The following is a 19,516-nucleotide window of genomic DNA, read 5'->3' on the forward strand; positions in this document are numbered from 1 at the left end:
CCGGCCGCGGCTGGAAGTGAACGACACCCCGAACGTGCGCTCGATCTCGGCCCAATCGATCAACTCGGCCAGCTTGACCAGCGGGTGTTTCATGTTGATCTGCTCGTCCAGCCGTGGACGGAACAGCTCTGCCGTTTGCGGTTGCGAAGGGTTCGGGGCCATCGGACTCCTCGGAGGAATTTGCAAGAAAACAGGTACTGACAAAACCATACCTTGCAAATCCGGCGCCCATCAATCAGCAAAACTGCGCACCAGATCAATGACTTGCGGGTTGTTCAGGGCGGACTCCATAAGATCGTCGTTCAATTGGCTCACCAACCGTCGCAGCACGCTCTGCTCAATGCGCAGATTCCTAGCGATGTGCGACCATCGCCCCAGGCTTTTTGACCAGCCTCACCGCCTCCCGCTTGAACTCGTCCGTAACCGTTCTGCTTCTCCTTGGCATGTCCGTCTCCTAAACACATCATGTCATTCGATGTATGCGGGAGGCACACCACCCCAGCAGATGAACAGAACCGAGCGCAGGTGCCAAGCTTTGCAAAGCAATACAAAGACTACGGTTCATCCGGTGGACACGACGGCTTTAGCGTAAGCGTCTTCTCAGTACCCTCTGTTTTTGCTGAGGGCTGATGTGCAGGATCGGTGGTCCATGTACGCTGCGATGGTGTGCATGAAGAACCGCTAATGCACATCAATGAACGATCAAGACACCCCGAGCAAGCGCCGTCGGCGCGAGCACAGCCCGATGTTCAAGCGCGAGCTGGTCGCACGAAGCCTGGTGCCCGGCGCGTCAGTGGCCGCCGTCGCGCTGGAGGCCGGCATCGAACCTGCTGTTCGCATGGCGCCGGATGCACCTGAGCACGCAAGAGCAGCCCAGACGCCAGCGCCGCCGCAGCCCTCGCCGATGTTGCTGCCCGTCACCATCGAAGCTGCTCCGGTTGCGCCATGCCCTTCACCCACGGCGGCGGCGCCTCGTCAGCCTGGCGGGATCATCGAGATCGATGTCGGCGGGGCGAGGGTGCGATTGCGCGGTGCAGTCGACGGAGCCAGCATGCGCCATGTCCTGCAGACGCTCAAGGCGCTGGCGTGATCGGCCTTCCCACGAGCACCCGCGTCTGGATCGTTGCCGACCACACCGACATGAGGAAGGGCTTCAACGGCCTGTCTGCGATGGTGCAGACGGCGCTGGCGGCCAACCCCTTCTGCGGTCACGTCTTCGTCTTCCGCGGCCGGCGCGGCGACATGCTCAAGGTGCTGTGGTTGGATGGCCAGGGATTGCTTCTGCTGGCCAAGCGCCTGGAGCGCGGCCGATTCGTCTGGCCGCAGGCGCAAGGCGGCAAGGTCTCGCTCACGCCAGCACAGCTCTCGATGCTGCTCTAAGGCATCGACTGGCGCATGCCGATGCGCACAGATCAGCCTGCGCTCGCAGCTTGAACTGGGCTCAAGAATTCGTCTTCTGAACGCGCTGGTCGCGGTCGATTCCGGGTAGGTCCGATGGCATAGTAGCGGGCGTGCCGAACACCGCCAACGCACCCCACACCGTCGACTCGCTGCTGCGTGTCGTGCAGGCCCGTGACGCGGAAGTCGCCCTGCTCAAACTGCTCGTCGACAAGCTCAAGGTGCAGTTGCTGCGCCAGGTCCGCGCCCGCTTCGGCGTCTCCAGCGAGCAGTTGGACGATCCGCAGATCGCATTGATCGAAGGTCTGCCGCTGCATGAACTCGCACCGGTCGGCAAGACACCGAAGGCGCAAGCGGCCAACAGCGAAGGCTTCGACCGCAGCCTGCCCACACACCTGCCGCGGGAGAACCATCTGTACCGGCCCGAGACATCGGATGCGCGGCGCGATGCCGCCGGCCAGACCTGCGGCTGCAGCGCATGTGGTGGTCGGCTGCGGCAGATCGGCCAGGACGTCTCGGAACAACTGGAGTACGTGCCCTCGCGCTTCAAGGTGATCCGCCACGTGCGCCCCAAGCTCGCCTGCATGGCGTGCGAAACGATCTTCCAGGCGCCAGCGCCCAGCCGGCCTATCGCACGCGGCGTGGCCGGCCCCGGGCTGCTGGCCCACGTGCTGGTCGCCAAGTATTGCGACCACCAACCGCTGTACCGCCAGAGCCGGATCTACGCACGCGAGGGCGTCCTGATCGAGCGCTCCACGATGGCTGGCTGGGTCGGCCAGAGCGAGGAGCTCTTGCACTCACTGGTCGCAGCGCTCGGGCGCTACGTGCTGGCGGGCTCCAAGCTTCACGCCGACGACACGCCAGTGGCGGTGCTCTCGCCCGGGCGGGGCAAGACCAAGACCGGGCGGCTCTGGGTCTACGTGCGTGACGATCGGTCATCTGCGAGTGCAGACGCGCCCGCGGCGTGGTTGCGTTACTCGCCCGACCGCAAGGGTGAACATCCTCAGGCGCACCTGAAGAACTTCAAGGGCGTGTTGCAGGCCGATGCGTATGCCGGCTTCGCCAAGCTCTATGCAAACGGCAACGTCATCGAGGCTTCGTGCTGGGCGCATGCGCGCAGACCATTCTGGGATCTGCACGAGAGCCAGGGGCGGGCGCAGGGCTCGGTTGCAGAACAGGCCCTTCGGCGCATCGGTGCGCTGTATGCGATCGAATCCGACATCCGCGGCCGCCCACCGGATGAGCGCTGCCGGGAGCGGCAGGCGCGAGCCGGGCCGTTGCTCGAGGAACTGTTCGCCTGGTTGCGAGGGATGCTCGGGCAGGTGTCTGCCAAGTCGGAACTCGCACGCGCCATCGGCTACACGCTCACACGGCTCCGGTCGTTGACGCGCTACCGTGACGACGGTCGCATCGAGATCGACAACAACGCCGCCGAGCGCGCGCTGCGCGGCGTGAGCCTGGGCCGCAAGAACTTCATGTTCATGGGCTCGGACGCTGGGGGCGAGCGCGCCGCGGCCATCTACAGCCTGGTGGAGACGGCCAAGCTGAACGGGCTCGACCCCGAGGCTTACCTGCGCGATGTGCTCGGGCGCATTGCGGACCATCCGATCAATCGCATCGACGAGTTGCTGCCGTGGAACATCGGCCGACACGCCGAAGACCAACGACAAGCAGCTTGAGCATGGCGAGCAAGGTCCAACGGATCAAGGCACCAGCGGCGATCCTGCAACTGCACATTGAATTGCGCGGCACCAAGCCCAAGGTCTGGCGCCGCGTCCTGGTGCCAGAGACGATCACCCTGGCCAAGTTGCATCTTGTGATCCAGGCTGCCTTCGGCTGGGGCCACTCGCATCTGCACGAGTTCATCGCTGGCGACGGCGAGCGCTATGGCACGCCAGACCCGATACACGACGAGCCTGGCTCGATCACCAGCGAAAGCACGCGACTGACCACTGCCCTGAACCGGTCGACGCTGAGCTACGTCTACGACTTCGGGGACTACTGGGACCACCGCATCAAGGTCGAGAAGAAGATCGCACCGATGCCGGAGTTCGTGCTCCCGTTCTGTGCCGGCGGTGCCTGTGCAACGCCGCCGGAGGATTGCGGAGGCGCACCGGGCTATGCGGAGTTCGTGCGGGCCATGGCGAACCCTGACGATCCCGAGCATGACAACCTGGTCGAATGGATCGGTGCCGATACCTGGGACCCGTTGGCCTTCGACAGCATCGAGATCAACGACCGCCTCGCCGCGATCAAGGTCTGAGCGACGATGTCTCGGACGAACTACATCGAGGCCCTGATCGAGGACGGCGGCGACATCACGATCGGTGCGCTGCCACCGCACGAGTGCGTCGCCACGGCCGCCAGTGGCAGCAACTGCCTGGCCATGCTCGTGCGTCGCGACGGTGAGAGCCTCAACGTCCTGCTCAAACGCTTGAACAAGGCCATCGGCCTGGCTTGGTCAAACGACACGTTCGTTGACGAGGTCAACGACGGCGAGAGCGACCTGCTGTAGTTCTTCCGTCGATCCCGCGTCAAGAGGGGTGCTGAGACGGCGCTTACGCTTTAGCAGACCAAAACTATAGCAGAGCAAGCGCGATAGGCAGCTGAGAGCAGGGGCATCGATCTGCAATCGTAAAGCTGCCTGAGGCGAAAAAAGGGCCAGCGCTGTTAACTCGGCACTGGGTTGTGAAGCGAAGCTTCAGTTTGTTGGCGATTTCGCCGTGTATCGCGAAACTATGAACGCCTAAACGAAGTAGTGAGCGGCCTGCATTTCCTAAAGCGGGTTATGAACTTTGCTCATTGAGAGCAAAGCCGCGATTAGAGTTTGCGCATGCCCCGCAAGCTCTGCCGAACGGACGTCAGCGATGAAGAGTGGAGCTTCGCTGCCCCCTATCTGACCCTAATGGACCGGCGCGCTCCCGCGAGAGCACGATCTGCGGGAAGTCTCAACGCCCTGCGCTGGCTGGTGCGCTCGGGAGCGCCATGGCGGATGCTTCCCAATTATCTGCCGCCCTGGTAGGCGGTCTTTATGTTTGAACCTGAACTATCACCAATTATAAACGCCACTTATCCATTAATTTCTCAGGACTCAAGTTGTCATAGCCTTCGAAAGGCTGATGAATCCAAGGATTCGTTGCTAAGAATTCAACAGAATAATCACATGTGAATTGGGAAATTGCTTTTGTCCAAATTACGGCACTACGCAACTCCGTGATAGGAGCGTATTGGCTCTTCAACAAGGAAATAACAGCATTTAGCGTGTAACCGGAATCCGCCAAATCGTCAACCAAAAGCACTTTTCCGGCGATCTCACCCTTTGGAGTAGTGATAAATCGAGCTATATCCAAATGCCCCTGCACCGTCCCTGCCTCTGCGCGGTAGGAACTCGTCGACATTATTGCGAGCGGCTTACCGAAAATTCTGCTTAGAATATCTCCTGGACGCAATCCTCCACGCGCCAAGCAAAGAATAGTATCAAATTCCCAACCTGACTGATGGATTTTCAGGGCCAGCTTCTCAATGAGACTATGATACTCATCATAACTCACATATAAATGTTTACCGTCTTCTGTCAGCATACAAAACTCCTGATACCAAACAACACCCCCATAACAAGAAACGTAAAAATCTACGCCAAATAAGGATGTCGTATGGTTATCGTGTGGTCACGATCAGGGCTAGTTGAAATCATGGCTATGGGAACTCCAGTTACCTCTTCAATTCGCTCCAAATATTTTCTTGCGTTGGTTGGCAATTTTTCATAACTTGTTATACCAACCGTAGCATCAGACCATCCTGGAATTGATTCATAGATTGGAACGCATCGAGCAATCTCTTCAGCCCCCATTGGCAGAATGTCAATTTTTGCGCCATCGAGTTCATATCCCGTGCACAGGAGTAATTCCGAAAGGCCATCTAGTACGTCAAGCTTTGTTATGCAAAGTCCAGACAATCCATTGACCTGCGCGCTCCGCTTTAGTAAAGCTGCGTCAAACCAACCGCAGCGTCTGCTGCGACCAGTAGTAACGCCCTTTTCAGCACCAACCGTACTCATGTGATAGCCCGGTGTATTCGGGACCTCCCAATCCAGCTCCGTGGGAAACGGGCCCCCTCCAACACGTGTACAGTAAGCCTTTGTGATTCCTAAAATATAGTGAAGCAATCCTGGGCCAACGCCAGATCCAGCGGCGGCGTTCCCTGCTACACAATTACTGGATGTGACATAGGGATAAGTTCCATGATCGACATCCAGAAGCGTGCCTTGTGCACCTTCAAAAAGTAAATTCAAACCCTCCTGATGCGCCAAATTCAATTCACTCGACACATCAGCAATCATGGGCAGAAGCAATTTCGCATGGTTCATTGCTTCGTCATATACTTTATCAAACTGCACTTCTCCATTAACCAAATAAGGAGCAAGCAAGTCACCAAACACAAAACTATCGGACCCCAAAAATGTTTTTAGAACATGGTTATGCAGAGACAATAACTCCTGCAGCTTTTCGGCGAATCTCTCTGGATATTTCAAATCCTGAACACGAAGAGCCCGTCGAGCGATTTTGTCTTCATAGGCCGGTCCGATACCACGCCCGGTCGTTCCAATTTTTTCGCTACCTTTATCCTGTCTGGCTGCTTCTCGAGCCACATCAAGTGCGACATGAAAGGGCAAAATAAGTGGGCATGCTTCGCTGACGCGCAGACGCGATCTCACTTCAACGCCTGCTTTTTCCAAACCTTCAATTTCTTCAAAGAGCTTAGGAACTGACAATACAACCCCATTGCCGATATAGCATTTAACCCCGGGGCGCATTATTCCACTCGGAATCAGATGCAATGCTGTTTTCACACCATTAATGACTAATGTATGACCTGCATTGTGTCCACCTTGAAACCTGACAACCCCCTGGGCACTCTCGGTAAGCCAATCCACCAGCTTGCCCTTACCTTCATCACCCCACTGGGTTCCCACAACGACAACGTTTCGACCTTTAGTTGCTTTCATTTCAAACCCGATTCAATGTATCTAATGGTTCAGATTGCTTGCACGACCCAATGGCCGGCAACCTTGGTCAATTCACGATCACAACGAAATTCATCGACTTCGCTTTCATGACCAGGCAGTACACAAATAACCGTCTCGCCCTGACTCCGCAACGTTGCAATAGCGGTACTAACCTCAGGATCTTGTTGCCAAGGTGCCCGAATAGCCGCCTTCAAAACCCGGGGCGAGGCTAAGCCGACCAGCTGTTTGATGTCTAGGCTAAAGCCAGCGGCTGGACGATTACGCCCAAAAACAGCTCCGACTTCGTCATACCGTCCTCCACGAACCACAGCATCGCTGGCCCCCTTCACATAAATCGTGAATCGAGCACCACTGTAGTACGCGTACCCTCTCAAATCTGCAAGATCAAAAGTCGCCTTGGCCTCTGATAAATGCGATGCTAAAAGCCGCAGATTCGACAATATTTCTTCTACGCCTGGCACATCACTCAGCACTTTGCGCGCTTCGTCCAGTACGGAAACGTCACCATATAGCTGCAGCAGCGCTTGCAAGCCTTCGCGGGAAGCCTTCGGAAATGAATGGGTGACACGCGCCAATTCGCTGGCATCTTTTGCAGCTAGCGCGGCATTCACTTTACGAGTGGTCTGCAGATCTAGAGGCAAGCCGGCGAGAAGACGACGCACAATACGCACATCAGTCAAGTCCACACTGATGTCATGAACCTCCGACACATTTAAGCATTGCAGCGCCAACAAAGCCGCCTCCAAATCTGCCTCAATGCCCGCGTGGCCATAGATTTCCGCGCCGAATTGAAGAGGCTCTCGCGTAGCGTGAGGTCGGTCTGGTTTCGTATGAAGAACAGGACCGCAATAGCAAAGCCGAGTAACCCCTTTGCGGTTTAAAAGATGGGCATCGATGCGAGCGACTTGCTGAGTCATGTCAGCGCGAAGTCCCATCGACCGTCCCGACAATTGATCGACCAGTTTGAAAGTTTGCAGATCAAGCGCTTCTCCAGCGCCTGTCAACAAAGACTCCAAATGCTCCATCAAGGGAGGCATCACAAGCTCATAGCCGTAGCTCTGAGCTTTGTCGATCAGCCTACGGCGCAATTCTTCGATATGCCGAGCCTCAGAGGGCAAGACATCGGCAATGTGATCCGGCAGGACCCAGGCAGACATGAGAAAGTAGGAGGCTGTTAAAAACGCGATTCTACCGGCACGGCTGTCTTGTACAGAGCCATTGACGCTGAAGAAGGGAAGAGGGACTCATTGAAAAGACAAGCAATCAAAACTGAGCACCTCTCGCCCACCACAGCCCTATCAAGGTGAACTTTCCTGCTTATGCAAGCAAAGCAGTTCACGCGCTCACGTTACTTGCGAACTGCAGAGGAAGGAGCAATCGTAGAGCTGCTACCGCTACTACCGCGGAAAGCTTTGAAAAACTCAGTGGTCGAGGGATCAACCAACATCACGTCACTCTTCTTATTGAAACTCGCCTTGTAAGCCTCAAGACTGCGATAAAACTGGGCAAACTGGGGGTCTCTTCCGAAGGCCTCTGCGTAAATTCGCGCAGCTTCGGCATCTCCTTCACCCTTGATCTTCTGGGCATCGCGATACGCATTGGCAATCGCTACTTCACGCTGGCGATCAGCATCCGCGCGGATCTTTTCACCTTCGGCAGCGCCGGTCGAGCGCAACTCATTCGCGACCCGCTTACGTTCAGCCTCCATACGTCGATAAACCGATTCGGTGATGGCTTCTACATAGTCGACTCGGGTGATGCGGACGTCAACAACATCAACGCCCCACGGCTTACCGCCTTGGACAACCTCCAAGACCTCCCGCTTGACATCAGACATCAGGGCGTCACGTTTGAGAGAGAGAAGCTCCTTCACGGTCCTTTTGTTGACTTCTTCTTGAAAGGCGTTGCGCACAACGCGATTCAACTGCAATGCCCCAGCATTCTCATCAAGACCAACATTGCGGATGTACGCTGACGGATCAGAAATTCTCCAGCGCACATACCAGTCGATCACAACGCGCTGCTTCTCTGCGGTGAGCATCGACTCGGTGTCTGTACTGTCCAGCGTGAGCAAGCGCTTATCGATATAACGGACGTTCTGGAATGGAGGCGGCATCTTGAAGTTCAACCCAGGTTCGGTGATCACATCTTTGATTTGACCCAACTGATACACCACACCAAACTGACGTTGGTCCACCACAAACAACGTCGAACTCAACAATGCAAGCACCACTAGTACGGTGGAAACAATAAATCCAACTCTATTCACAAAGGTCTCCTAGCGTGACTCGCGCTCACGCGTACGGCTGGAATCCCTAGCGCGGGAATCAGCAGGAAATGTCGAAGCGGTTCCAACTGGAGGAACAGCGGAGGATGTGGTGGGAGGCAATGCATCTGGTCCAGCAGATACGCCGCCTTGCGCGACCCCTTGCATGATCTTGTCCAATGGCAAGTACAGCAGATTCGAGCCCTGCCGTGACTCCACGAGCACCTTGGTAACGCTGGTGTAGATCTGCTGCATAGATTCGATATACAAGCGATCGCGGGTCACTTGAGGTGCCTTCTGGTACTCAGCAAGTAACGAGTTGAAGCGCTGAGCATCACCTTGCGACTGCGCAACAATTCTCGATTTGTAGGCGGCTGCCTCCTCGGCAAGACGGGATGCAGAGCCCACTGCCCGGGGAATAACATCATTGGCGTAGGCTTGAGCTTCGTTCTTTGCGCGCTCGCGCTCCTGACCAGCTTTCAAAACATCATCAAAAGCCGATTGAACCTGCTCAGGAGGCCGTACTCCTCCTTGTTGCAGGTTGATGCCGACCACTTCAACACCAACCTTATAGCGGTCGAGGATTGTCTGCATCAAGGTGCGCACCCTCGGTGCAATCTGATCACGCTCTTCAGCCAGAGCGGTGTCCATACGCATCTTGCCAACAATTTCCCTGACGGCAGTTTCCGCAGCCTGAACCACTGCATCTGCAGGATTTCTGCTCTCAAACAACCACGCTCGCGCATCATTGAGACGATATTGCACAGCGAATTTGATTTCTACAATATTTTCGTCTTCAGTCAGCATCGCCGACTCGCGCAGGCCAGTGCTCTTGATCACGACATCACGCCCCACATCGGCGGATCGGATCTGCGTGACAAAAACTAGCTCATGGCGCTGTATCGGATAAGGCAAACGCCAGTTGAAACCAGCATTCACCGTACTCTTGTACTTGCCGAATTGAGTGATGACGGCTTGCTGTCCTTCTTGGACGATGAAAAATCCTGTACCCAACCAGATCAGCACCGCGATAGCAGCGATGAGTCCAACGCCAAAACCGGCATTCTTCATGTCCGGCTGAAAACCGCCACCCGCAGGCGGACGTCCCCCTCCCTGCTTTCCCCCAAACAGTCCCCCCAGCTTACGGTTGAGATCACGCCAAAGTTCATCCAAATCCGGAGGTTGCCCAGAGGCATTTTTGTCGCGGCCCCTATTGCCTGCAGGAGGGTTGGCAGAGGGTCGATCAGGCTCTGAACCAGACCCGTCGCTTTTGTCTTCGCCGCGGCCCCAGCGAGGGTCATTCAGATTGAACATTCCCCGGATGCGCTCAGGCAACGCGGCCCAGCGCGAGGTACGACTGTGAGGATTCATTCGCAAAATCTCTGTTTCTCTGAATACGTGGACGAAGCGGCATTGTGCCCAATCAGACACCGTCCGACGGCAATTCAGCATCGTCCGCTAGGGGCATGGATGATGACTGTACCCTCGGCACTAAGCTTGATAAAGCTTGCCGCAGAGATGCCAAACCTTCGCCAGATCTAGCACTCAGAAAGAATCGTTGAACGGGGGTGCCGGCGAGATCGTAAATGTCCTGCAGAACGAGAGGCCGCTGCTCTGACGCCACCATATCCAGCTTATTGAAAACCAATAGTTGCGGCACATCAGAAGCTCCAATTTCTGCAAGAACTCGCTGGACCTCTGCAATTTGCTCGGGAAAGCTGGGGTTCGAGGCATCCACAACGTGCAGCAGTAAATCCGCATCTACAGCCTCTTGCAGCGTCGCTTGAAAAGCATCGATCAATCCGTGAGGAAGATCGCGGATGAAGCCTACAGTGTCTGACAGGGAAACAGACCTCCCCGCTTCAGCCAGATAAAGCTGCCGCGTCGTCGTATCCAATGTCGCAAACAACTGATCTGCAGCATAAGCCCTCGCCTTAACCAAGGCGTTGAACAGGGTAGATTTTCCGGCATTGGTGTATCCCACCAACGAGATATTGAAAGTATCGCGCCGCTCGCGTTGCCTTCGCTGCGTGGACCTTTGACGCTTGACCTTCGTGAGCCTCTCACGGGTACGCTTGATAGACTCGCCAATCATTCGGCGGTCAAGTTCGATCTGAGTTTCACCAGGCCCCCCGCGGGCACCGATCCCGCCACGCTGCCGCTCCAAGTGAGACCACCTTCGCACAAGGCGTGTACTCAGGTACTGCAGTCTTGCCAATTCAACCTGCAGCTTACCTTCATGACTTCTTGCGCGTTGCGCGAAAATTTCAAGAATTAGAAGTGTGCGATCGTTGACGGGCAAATCCAAATGCCGCTCTAAGTTGCGCTGCTGAGCGGGACTTAAGGCTTGGTCGAACAAAACCTCGACTGCATGGTGCATTTGCGCCAGAGTACGGATTTCATCAGCCTTGCCGCTCCCCACGAACAGAGCAGCGTCCGGAGCCTTGCGTTTGCAAGTGATTCGAGCAACGGGGTTTAACCCAGCAGTCTGCGCGAGCAAACCGAGCTCTTCCAACTCTGCATCGAAATGCGGCAATCCAAAATCAACACCCACCAAGATCACAGGTGTTGCAGACAGCCCGGCCGTATCATGCGTGCTCAAGACAGGCTGCCTATCGGCATGTAATGCACATGCCCAAAAGGCACTTCACCCGTGATCAAGAATTGCCGGCCTCAGCTTCTGGGGCTTCAGCTGTAGAAAAATTGACCGCACGGCCTGGAACAATAGTAGAGATGGCGTGTTTGTAGACCATCTGAGTGACTGTGTTGCGCAAGAGAACCACGTACTGGTCGAAGGACTCAATTTGCCCCTGAAGCTTGATGCCGTTTACGAGATAAATCGATACGGGTACATGCTCGCGACGAAGCGCGTTCAGGAACGGATCTTGAAGAAGTTGGCCTTTGTTGCTCACGATATTCTCCGTGTTCAGGAATATTGTTGTAAAGCTGCACCTTACCACAGGCTGCAGTGGTACCGACATAAAACCCAGGAAAGCCCTGCCAAGGCAGGCTAGTGATCGCTCTTGTCCGAAAAGGGATTGTGAGACGTCTTCAGTTCGATGCGAAGAGGCGTTCCAACCAGATCGAACTCCTTGCGGAACCGACCTTCCAGGAACCGCTTGTACGATTCCGTGACGTGCTCCAGGGAATTGCCATGGATCACGATGACAGGAGGATTCATGCCCCCCTGGTGCGCGTACCGCAATTTGGGCCTGAACATGCCCGAACGCTTTGGCGTCTGGAACTGAACCGCTTCCAGCAGCAATCGTGTCAACACAGGCGTAGACATTTTGCACATTGCCGCTTTGTGCGCTTGAACGATAGAGCTCCAAAGAGGCCCCAAGCCTTGGCGTTTTTTTGCGGAAATGAAGTGCAGAGACGCAAATTTAAGGAACGACAAGCGCGTTTCGATGGAGCGTTCCAACAGCTGACGTCCGTAGTCATCAATAGCGTCCCATTTATTGATCGCTAAGACAACGGCACGGCCGCTTTCAAGGATGTACCCCGCAATGTGCGCATCTTGATCGGTCACGCCTTGCGTGGCATCCAAGAGAAGCAATACGACATTGGCGGATTCAATGGCCTGCAGCGTCTTCACAACCGAGAACTTCTCGATGGCTTCAAATACTTTGCCTTTGCGGCGCAGACCTGCCGTGTCTACCAATTCGAAGCGCTGACCATTGCGTTCAAACGGCACAGAGATGGCGTCACGCGTAGTTCCCGGCATGTCGAACGCGACGAGGCGCTCTTCACCCAGCCAAGTGTTGATGAGCGTAGACTTGCCGACATTGGGCCTTCCAGCGACTGCCAATTTGATGACGCTCTTGTCTTCGGCATCAGCATCTTCGTCGGGATCGGGCAGGTTCAGCGGCTCCAACGCCAATTCGACCAAGCTGCGAATACCCTGTCCGTGTGCCGCCGAAATGGGGTAAATCTCACCGAGCCCCAACTCGTAGAACTCGACCAACTGCACGCCTTCACGCATTCCTTCGGCTTTATTGCCGACCAGAAGGCAAGGCTTGCCTAGACGCCGCAAGTAATTGGCGATGTCGTGGTCCTGTGCAGAGAGCCCTGCTCGGGCGTCGACCACAAATATGACAACGTCGGCCTCAGCGACTGCTTGTTGCGTCTGTTTGGCCATTTCGCGGTAAATCCCGCTAGCGGCATCCGGCTCAAACCCTCCAGTGTCGATCACGATGTACTCGTGCTTACCCTGCTTCCCGTTTCCGTAATGCCGATCCCGCGTCAATCCGGCGAAGTCGGCAACGATCGCATCTCTCGATTTCGTGAGCCGGTTGAAGAGCGTGGACTTGCCCACATTCGGGCGGCCGACCAAAGCAATGACAGGTTTCATCCAGATCGACCCATCAATCCGGACGGAAGCCGTACACGCCGCCATTGCGCGTGACGACCACCAAGGTATCTCCCGCAGCCACGGGGGCTGCAGCAATACCAGAACCATCAGTCGCCATGCGATTCAACGGGGCCCCGTCCTCTCGTGAAAGTAAGTGGACCAAGCCAGTATCGTCGCCCACGACGACAGAGCGGCCCAGCAGCAACGGCGCCGTCAACCTGCGGTATTGCAACCGGTCCGACGACCAGGCACGAGAGCCGTCGGTACGGCGCCAAGCCATAACCACTCCATTGCTTTCAGTACCAAAAATGGTCATGTCATCGCCATGGATGCCCTCGGTCCCGTTGGCCGGCTGCGTCCATGCCACAGAGCCGCGGACCGTGTTCACGCATCCCACAGTCGATACGAAAGCGCGGGCGCAGACATTCTCACCCTCGCGGCTCGTGCGCCCTACCAGCTCGACCAGGCGCTCGACATCGTTGGTTCCTCTCGGACTGGCCAGTGGGGCCTCCCACCGAACTGTTCCGTTGTCGGGATTGAAACCCACCATCCGTCCCGACAAGCCCGCAACCAGGGTATCGCCCACTGCCGTCAACACCCCTGACTGGCGCAACACCAGTGGCTCACCCGGGCGAGGCTGATTCCACAACCGAAGTCCCGTTGCGGCATCGAAAGCGGAGACAGAACGATCTGCAGCCAGTACGAATATTCGGTTTCCCGCCACCAAAGGCGCTGTGTAAGCCTGCGCCGAGAGAGGTTTGCGCCAGATTTCGCGACCATCAGACAAGGCGATCAACTGGTTGTCGACCGAGACCACTGCAGCCCATTTACCGTCGCTACCGACTCCGGCAGACAAAGGAGTTCCTAGACTCGCGCGCCAGACATCACCGCCGGTGCGCGCATCCACTGCAGCGACGACACCATCTGCTGACGCCAGAGTCACCGTGCTGCCATTCACATGAATGTCCAATGGCAACCGACCAATATTGCCAACCTTGGATGTCCACGCCTGGCGCACGCCAAGCACTGGCACATTCGCGCCCAATTCGGCCGGCTTGGGTTTTGACGGGCCGCTCCAGAGGGAGCAACCGGTCAAAAGAGAGCAGGCGATTGCTGCGGCAACCGCCAAAGCACGCGGCGCACTCAAGCTGGTAGTTGAAAAACGCATCAAAACCCGACTCATTTGGCTTCTCCCGCCGCAGAGGCCGATGCCACGAGTTGGGGTTGCACGCCCAAGGCATTCAGCTTCACTTCCACCAACCTGCGGTACTCGATTCCCTCTTCAAGAGATTTATAGGCACGCTGATACTCAGCGATAGCCTCCTGCTTTTTATCCAGCAATGCCAGCGCATCGCCCTTGCGATCGGCGACCACCGCATCGAACTCTGCGGGGAAACTTCCTGACAATTGCTTCAGCGCATCGTCATACGACTTCTGATCCATCAGCAGTCCTGCCAGCCTGAGTTTCGCTAACGCCTTGTATCCCTCGTCCGATGCATTCTCGGCAACCCAGGTCAGCGCAGCTTTTGCGCCATCGGCATTTCCCGCTTCAGCCAGACTCTTGGCAACCAGCAAACCCGCCTGTCCCGCTTTGGTGGTGCTGCCATATCGCGACTTTAGGTCGCCGAAGGCCTGTTCCAGGCGCGCGGTGTCCTTGGCTTGAGCGGCTGTTTCGACCGCATCGGAAAGCGCTGCGGCCTGTGCCGCCTGCCGGTTCTGCCAATATTGGTAGCCGTTCCAAGCTGCGAATGCACCAAAAACCAGGACCAGCAGTCCGGTGATCAGCGTGCCCCAGGTGTTCCAGAAATGCTTGAGTTGGTCAAGCTGCTCTTGTTCTTCAAGATCGAGATGATTTGCCATGTAGGGTCCGTGTTAGCGGGGGGATTGTAGAGTGGCTGCCCAGTCGGACAGCGCATCCAGAGAGCGCTCAGCCTGTTCTGCACCGCTTTCTCGCAGTGGTTTGATGGTCACCGCAGAGCGGGCCAGCTCGTCGGCTCCAAAGATCAGTGCATATCTGCACCCGCTGGCATCGGCCTTCTTGAACTGAGATTTCATGCTGCCCAGGCCCTCCCCCGCCACCGAGGGACTGTGCATCTGCACGCTGACGCCAAGCGAACGCAGCTGCTGCAGCACGGCCATGACCGTGGGCAAAGAGGCGGCATCAGGAATCACCGCATAGGCATCGGCCACTAAAACAGGCGCTGCTGCCTCCTGCTCCTTCACGAGTTCGAGCACTCGCTCGACTCCCAGCGCCCAGCCCACAGCGGCCGCAGGCTTGCCGCCAATTTGCTCGAAGAGATAGTCGTAACGCCCGCCACCACAGATCGTGCCCTGCGAGCCAAGTTGATCGGTGACGAACTCGAAGACCGTCAGGTTGTAATAGTCCATTCCGCGGACCAGACGTGGGTTGACCGTCCAATTGACGCCGTTCGCATCGAGGATGGCTTTCACGCTGTCGAAATGGCGCTTGGATTCTTCCCCAAGGTAATCAAGGAGCCGAGGGGCGCCCTCCACCAAGCCTTGCATGGCCGGATTCTTGGTATCCAGAATGCGCAAAGGATTGCTATGCAAACGGCGGCGAGCGTCCTCATCCAGAAGGTCCGCTTGCTCTTCCAGATAGGCAATCAGCGCAGCGCGATGCGCCTTGCGCTCTTCAGGCTGACCGAGACTATTGAACTCCAGCCGGATATTTTTGAGCCCCAGCTCTTTCCATAACGCGTCGGCCAGCAAAATCAACTCGGCATCCACTTCAGGGCCGTGAAAGCCCATGGCCTCGGCTCCGATTTGGTGGAATTGCCGGTAGCGTCCTCGTTGTGGCCGCTCATGCCGGAACATCGGACCCATGTAATACAAGCGCTTGCCGCCGTCATACAGCATCGAATGCTCGGCTGCTGCGCGAACGACGCCCGCAGTGGCCTCGGGCCGCAAAGTCAAATGCTCTCCATTGAGCCGATCTTCGAAGGAATACATCTCCTTCTCGACGATATCCGTCACCTCACCCAGGCCCCGCACGAACAACGCAGTGGGCTCCACGATAGGGGTGCGGATGTTGCGATATGCATACCGGGCCATGAGCCCTCGCACCTTGTCTTCCAGCCACTCCCAGCGCGCCGAATCTGGTGGAAGAATGTCATTCATCCCTTTGACGGCCACGAGTTTGCCGGTCTTGGGCTGCAGATTGATTGTCTTGTTGCTCACGGAATGCATCGATAGGTTGAATGGCTGGACAGGGCACAAACGGCTCGTGCCCGGTGCAGCCCGAAAAGGGTTTCGATTTGGATCAGGAAACGGCGAGTGCCGTGCTGAAGCGATCGGCGATGTACTTCTCCACGAGCTGCTGGAACTCCTGCGCGATATTGTCCCCGCGCAAGGTCATGGCTTTTTCCCCGTCGATGAACACGGGCGCGGCAGGGGCTTCGCCGGTGCCGGGCAGGCTGATACCGATGTCGGCATGCTTGCTTTCACCGGGGCCATTCACGATGCAGCCCATGACTGCCACCTTGATCTTTTCGACGCCAGGGTACTTGAGCCGCCAGACTGGCATCTGCGACCGCAAGAAATCATCGATCTGCTTCGCCAACTCCTGGAAAGTGGTGCTGGTCGTGCGTCCGCAACCCGGGCACGCCGTCACACTGGGAACGAACATGCGCAATCCCAGGGCCTGGAGAATTTCCGAAGCCACCACGACCTCCTGAGTACGTGCCTCTCCTGGCTGAGGGGTTAGAGAGACACGAATGGTGTCGCCGATACCTTCCTGCAAAAGAATGGACAGCGCGGTGGTGGATGCCACGGTGCCTTTGGTTCCCATTCCCGCTTCGGTCAGGCCCAGATGCAATGCATAGTCACAACGCTTTGCCAGTTCGCGGTAAACCGAGACCAAGTCCTGCACGCCACTGACCTTGCACGACAGGATGATCTGGTCGCCATTCAAGCCCATTTCTTCAGCGCGTTTGGCCGACTCAATGGCCGAAGTGATCAGCGCTTCGTACATCACTTGCCGCGCATCCCAAGGAGAAGGCCGGCGGCTATTGGCATCCATCAACTCGGCCAGCAGTTCCTGATCGAGGCTGCCCCAATTGACGCCAATGCGCACGGCCTTGTCCCAACGCATCGCAGCGTCGATCATCTGACCGAATTGGCGATCACGTTTGTCGCCTTTACCGACATTGCCCGGATTGATGCGGTACTTGGAGAGCGCCTTGGCACACTCCGGATAGTCGGTGAGCAACCGATGGCCGTTGTAATGAAAGTCTCCCACCAGGGGGACGGTCTCCCCCATGCGGTCCAGCTGCTCGCGGATATATGGAACCGCGGCAGCCGCCTCGGGCGTATTCACGGTGATGCGGACGAACTCCGAACCCGCCTGGGCCAGCTCCTTGACCTGGATGGCCGTACCGATGGCATCCACGGTATCGGTGTTGGTCATGGACTGAACACGCACTGGCGCGTCGCCGCCCACAGTGACCACACGCGAGCCCCAAGCAATGCGTGCCTGTCGGGAACGGCGGGGCTGGGGAAATGCCATCGCAATGGGTTGCTCAGCTGTGGAAAAGATATTCACGGTTTCACCTCAAATCGGGCAACGTTCTCACGCGATACGGTTTTGAGTTCCAACGGCTTCCCATGCACCGTCACCTCAGTGACATCGGCTTTGCCGATGACCACGGACCAAGGCGGCGTGCCAGGAACGGTGACCGTTTCGCCAGCGGCCAGAACACGCTGCAACACGGTCGATCCGGCCGCGCCACGCACCTGCACCCAGGATTCGCCCCGGGTCCGGATCACCAGCGCGGCGTTTGTTGAATCGCCGATGGGCGAAGACGCTGCACTGCCTGGCACCGCCGTGGCCGCATTCGTGACGGGTGCCACACCCGCTGCAGCGCTAGAGGCACCGGACATGGACGCCGACGGTACGGAAGTGATGGATGCCGACGGAGACAGAGTAGGCGATGCACCGGCTGTGGGCTCATCGGCAACTTTTTCACTGCCTCCTGACGTCTCTACCGAAGTGCCTTTTATCGAAGCACTGTCGTCACCCGCCATGCCAGCGGGCCGATGCGGCCATAGCAGCAGCGCCGCGGCGGCCACCAACAAGACGACCACCGCCGCGACAGCCATGCGAGAACCCGATGCGCCGGACGAAGAGGCCGATTGACCGCTGCCCGGCTTGAACGACGCATTGATGCCACGGTGAGCCGACAGAGCCGGTGGACGGTTTTGTGGCAACAGTGCCAGCACCGGCGCAGGATCGACCTTCAGGGTCCTGCACATGCTGGATGCAAGGGCACGCACGAAAACCACATCCGGAAAGACATCAAAGTACCCCGCTTCCAATGCCTCCAGCTTGTGCACGGGCACCTTGAGGGCCACGGCCAGAGCCGCGATGTGAACACCAGCCGACTCACGGGCCTGCCGGAGCATCATCCCTGCAGCCACGCTGTCCTGCGTAGGACCACCTTCATCGTTCACGGGTTGCGCGTCGTGCGACACCGGCTCATTCATTGAACGCCCCTCGGTCATAGGCCATTACTTCCTTGGAATCAGGAAAACGCTTGCGAAGTTGCTCCGCCAGTTGCCGCATCGCCACGGTGTCTCCCAACGCACGCTCAATCTTCACGCCCAACCAGAGCGATTCCGCATTGGCAAATTCACCGTTGTTGAGCCTTCGAATATAGAACTGCGAACGCTTGATCTCACCACGGCGAAACATGAGCGACGACAGGTTGTATCCGACCACAGGATTGCCCGCGTCCAATTCGTACGCCTTGAGCAAGGTCTGCTCGGCCTCTGCAATCTGTCCCGCGCGCTCCTGGCAAAGGCCTTGGGCCATCAGTGTCTTGCTGCGGGCGTTGTAGGTACGACTGGCGAGCGCTCGCTCGAAGTATTGATAGCTCTCCGGGTACTTCTGCTGCTGGCACAGAAGCCAGCCATAGTTATGCAGAAGATTGGGTTCGGAGGGGTGGTAGCTCAAGGCTCGGCGAAAGCTGTCCTCCGCAAGCGGCAAGTCACCCAGGCGCAAATAAATCAATCCACGCAGGTTATAGGCGTCGCCATAGGAAGGATCCGTGGCCAGAGATTGCCGCACTTCATCCAAGGCCACCGTGGTCTGGCCCATTTCCAGATAATTGGCAGCCAACTCCAAGCGGAGTCTGGCACGGCGGCGAATTTCCGTTTCCTCGGAAGGCGTGGCGTACTCGGCGCTTCCAGAGGTCGCATTCACGCCGCCAGGCCCAGCGCATCCGGCAAGACCTACCGCACCCAACGCAGCGACACACAGGGCCAAAGCCAGCTGGGCATGCCGCTGAAAAACCGCCACCGATCTCGTCATGTAGATCCTCCTGCGCAAGGGCAAAGCGGCGATGCGCCGGATTCAGAATAAGGGGGGTTGACCATCCTGTCGCACAAAACAAACCAGGGTGCTTTGTCCATCACACAGCCACTCCTCAATGCTTTGCTCCTGGCACCGCCAGCG

19 protein-coding genes and 4 pseudogenes are annotated in these 19,516 nt (G+C 57.3%); 7 read left to right on the forward strand and 16 right to left on the reverse strand.

The genetic code is table 11. The annotated features are described in order from the left end of the window. Both BLT03_RS24840 and BLT03_RS25150 read right to left on the reverse strand, forming a co-directional pair. Positions 1 to 162, reverse strand: a pseudogene (locus BLT03_RS24840) (IS5/IS1182 family transposase); the annotation flags it as partial. 105 nt (positions 163 to 267) lie between these two features. Next, a pseudogene (locus BLT03_RS25150) lies at positions 268 to 445 on the reverse strand (transposase); the annotation flags it as partial. A gap of 249 nt (positions 446 to 694) precedes the next feature. Here BLT03_RS25150 and BLT03_RS13365 point away from each other — a divergent pair. The 7 genes and pseudogenes from BLT03_RS13365 to BLT03_RS13390 all read left to right on the forward strand — a co-directional run. Further along, positions 695 to 1,090: a hypothetical protein gene (locus tag BLT03_RS13365; protein WP_092744269.1), complete on the forward strand. Its 396-nt coding sequence runs from the start codon at positions 695 to 697 to the stop codon at positions 1,088 to 1,090. Beyond that, positions 1,087 to 1,380 (forward strand): IS66 family insertion sequence element accessory protein TnpB, encoded by a 294-nt coding sequence (tnpB, locus tag BLT03_RS13370; protein WP_092744270.1) that lies wholly within the window; start codon positions 1,087 to 1,089, stop codon positions 1,378 to 1,380. The genes BLT03_RS13365 and tnpB overlap by 4 nt, the downstream gene beginning before the upstream one ends. A 131-nt stretch (positions 1,381 to 1,511) precedes the next feature. Then, entirely contained in the window at positions 1,512 to 3,077 is a 1,566-nt protein-coding gene (tnpC, locus tag BLT03_RS13375; protein ID WP_092744271.1) for an IS66 family transposase, read from the forward strand. A gap of 2 nt (positions 3,078 to 3,079) precedes the next feature. Continuing rightward, positions 3,080 to 3,661 (forward strand): plasmid pRiA4b ORF-3 family protein, encoded by a 582-nt coding sequence (locus BLT03_RS13380; RefSeq protein WP_092744272.1) that lies wholly within the window; start codon positions 3,080 to 3,082, stop codon positions 3,659 to 3,661. 6 nt (positions 3,662 to 3,667) lie between these two features. After that, complete coding sequence (locus tag BLT03_RS13385) at positions 3,668 to 3,913, forward strand: hypothetical protein (protein WP_092744273.1); 246 nt, start codon at positions 3,668 to 3,670, stop codon at positions 3,911 to 3,913. An 87-nt stretch (positions 3,914 to 4,000) separates the two neighbouring features. Continuing rightward, positions 4,001 to 4,204, forward strand: a pseudogene (locus tag BLT03_RS24845) (hypothetical protein); the annotation flags it as partial. Positions 4,205 to 4,231: 27 nt separating this feature from the next. After that, a pseudogene (locus tag BLT03_RS13390) lies at positions 4,232 to 4,417 on the forward strand (transposase); the annotation flags it as partial. A gap of 37 nt (positions 4,418 to 4,454) precedes the next feature. Here BLT03_RS13390 and BLT03_RS13395 read toward each other — a convergent pair. From BLT03_RS13395 to pilW, 14 genes are all read right to left on the reverse strand, one after another. After that, positions 4,455 to 4,979 (reverse strand): phosphoribosyltransferase, encoded by a 525-nt coding sequence (locus BLT03_RS13395; protein ID WP_092744274.1) that lies wholly within the window; start codon positions 4,977 to 4,979, stop codon positions 4,455 to 4,457. A 50-nt stretch (positions 4,980 to 5,029) separates the two neighbouring features. Further along, complete coding sequence (locus BLT03_RS13400) at positions 5,030 to 6,403, reverse strand: adenylosuccinate synthase (protein ID WP_092744275.1); 1,374 nt, start codon at positions 6,401 to 6,403, stop codon at positions 5,030 to 5,032. Positions 6,404 to 6,432: 29 nt separating this feature from the next. Continuing rightward, complete coding sequence (locus BLT03_RS13405) at positions 6,433 to 7,581, reverse strand: ATP phosphoribosyltransferase regulatory subunit (protein WP_092744276.1); 1,149 nt, start codon at positions 7,579 to 7,581, stop codon at positions 6,433 to 6,435. 191 nt (positions 7,582 to 7,772) lie between these two features. After that, positions 7,773 to 8,693 (reverse strand): protease modulator HflC, encoded by a 921-nt coding sequence (gene hflC, locus BLT03_RS13410; RefSeq protein ID WP_092744277.1) that lies wholly within the window; start codon positions 8,691 to 8,693, stop codon positions 7,773 to 7,775. Positions 8,694 to 8,702: 9 nt separating this feature from the next. After that, complete coding sequence (hflK, locus tag BLT03_RS13415) at positions 8,703 to 10,061, reverse strand: FtsH protease activity modulator HflK (protein WP_092744278.1); 1,359 nt, start codon at positions 10,059 to 10,061, stop codon at positions 8,703 to 8,705. 52 nt (positions 10,062 to 10,113) lie between these two features. Beyond that, the gene (hflX, locus tag BLT03_RS13420; protein WP_092744279.1) at positions 10,114 to 11,292 is read right to left on the reverse strand and encodes a GTPase HflX; all 1,179 of its coding nucleotides are present in this window, start codon (positions 11,290 to 11,292) and stop codon (positions 10,114 to 10,116) included. Between the two features lie 55 nt (positions 11,293 to 11,347). Continuing rightward, complete coding sequence (gene hfq, locus BLT03_RS13425) at positions 11,348 to 11,602, reverse strand: RNA chaperone Hfq (protein WP_092744441.1); 255 nt, start codon at positions 11,600 to 11,602, stop codon at positions 11,348 to 11,350. Positions 11,603 to 11,700: 98 nt separating this feature from the next. After that, complete coding sequence (der, locus tag BLT03_RS13430; protein WP_092744280.1) at positions 11,701 to 13,044, reverse strand: ribosome biogenesis GTPase Der; 1,344 nt, start codon at positions 13,042 to 13,044, stop codon at positions 11,701 to 11,703. 13 nt (positions 13,045 to 13,057) lie between these two features. Then, positions 13,058 to 14,227 carry an outer membrane protein assembly factor BamB gene (gene bamB, locus BLT03_RS13435; RefSeq protein WP_245711382.1) on the reverse strand — a complete coding sequence of 390 codons (1,170 nt, stop codon included), beginning with the start codon at positions 14,225 to 14,227 and terminating at the stop codon, positions 13,058 to 13,060. Further along, on the reverse strand, positions 14,224 to 14,904 hold the full coding sequence (locus tag BLT03_RS13440; RefSeq protein WP_092744282.1) for a YfgM family protein: 681 nt from the start codon (positions 14,902 to 14,904) through the stop codon (positions 14,224 to 14,226). Before BLT03_RS13440 ends, bamB begins: the two co-directional genes overlap by 4 nt. A gap of 12 nt (positions 14,905 to 14,916) precedes the next feature. After that, positions 14,917 to 16,182 carry a histidine--tRNA ligase gene (hisS, locus tag BLT03_RS13445; protein ID WP_245711394.1) on the reverse strand — a complete coding sequence of 422 codons (1,266 nt, stop codon included), beginning with the start codon at positions 16,180 to 16,182 and terminating at the stop codon, positions 14,917 to 14,919. Between the two features lie 142 nt (positions 16,183 to 16,324). After that, positions 16,325 to 17,569: a flavodoxin-dependent (E)-4-hydroxy-3-methylbut-2-enyl-diphosphate synthase gene (gene ispG / locus BLT03_RS13450; protein ID WP_175537758.1), complete on the reverse strand. Its 1,245-nt coding sequence runs from the start codon at positions 17,567 to 17,569 to the stop codon at positions 16,325 to 16,327. A gap of 32 nt (positions 17,570 to 17,601) precedes the next feature. Continuing rightward, positions 17,602 to 18,564: a helix-turn-helix domain-containing protein gene (locus BLT03_RS13455; RefSeq protein WP_245711383.1), complete on the reverse strand. Its 963-nt coding sequence runs from the start codon at positions 18,562 to 18,564 to the stop codon at positions 17,602 to 17,604. Further along, positions 18,539 to 19,372, reverse strand: a complete 834-nt coding sequence (pilW, locus tag BLT03_RS13460; RefSeq protein WP_092744286.1) for a type IV pilus biogenesis/stability protein PilW — start codon at positions 19,370 to 19,372, stop codon at positions 18,539 to 18,541. The genes BLT03_RS13455 and pilW overlap by 26 nt, the downstream gene beginning before the upstream one ends. Positions 19,373 to 19,516: the final 144 nt, after the last annotated feature.

The organism is Paracidovorax valerianellae (assembly GCF_900102625.1).
GTDB classification, from domain to species: Bacteria; Pseudomonadota; Gammaproteobacteria; order Burkholderiales; family Burkholderiaceae_C; genus Paracidovorax; species Paracidovorax valerianellae.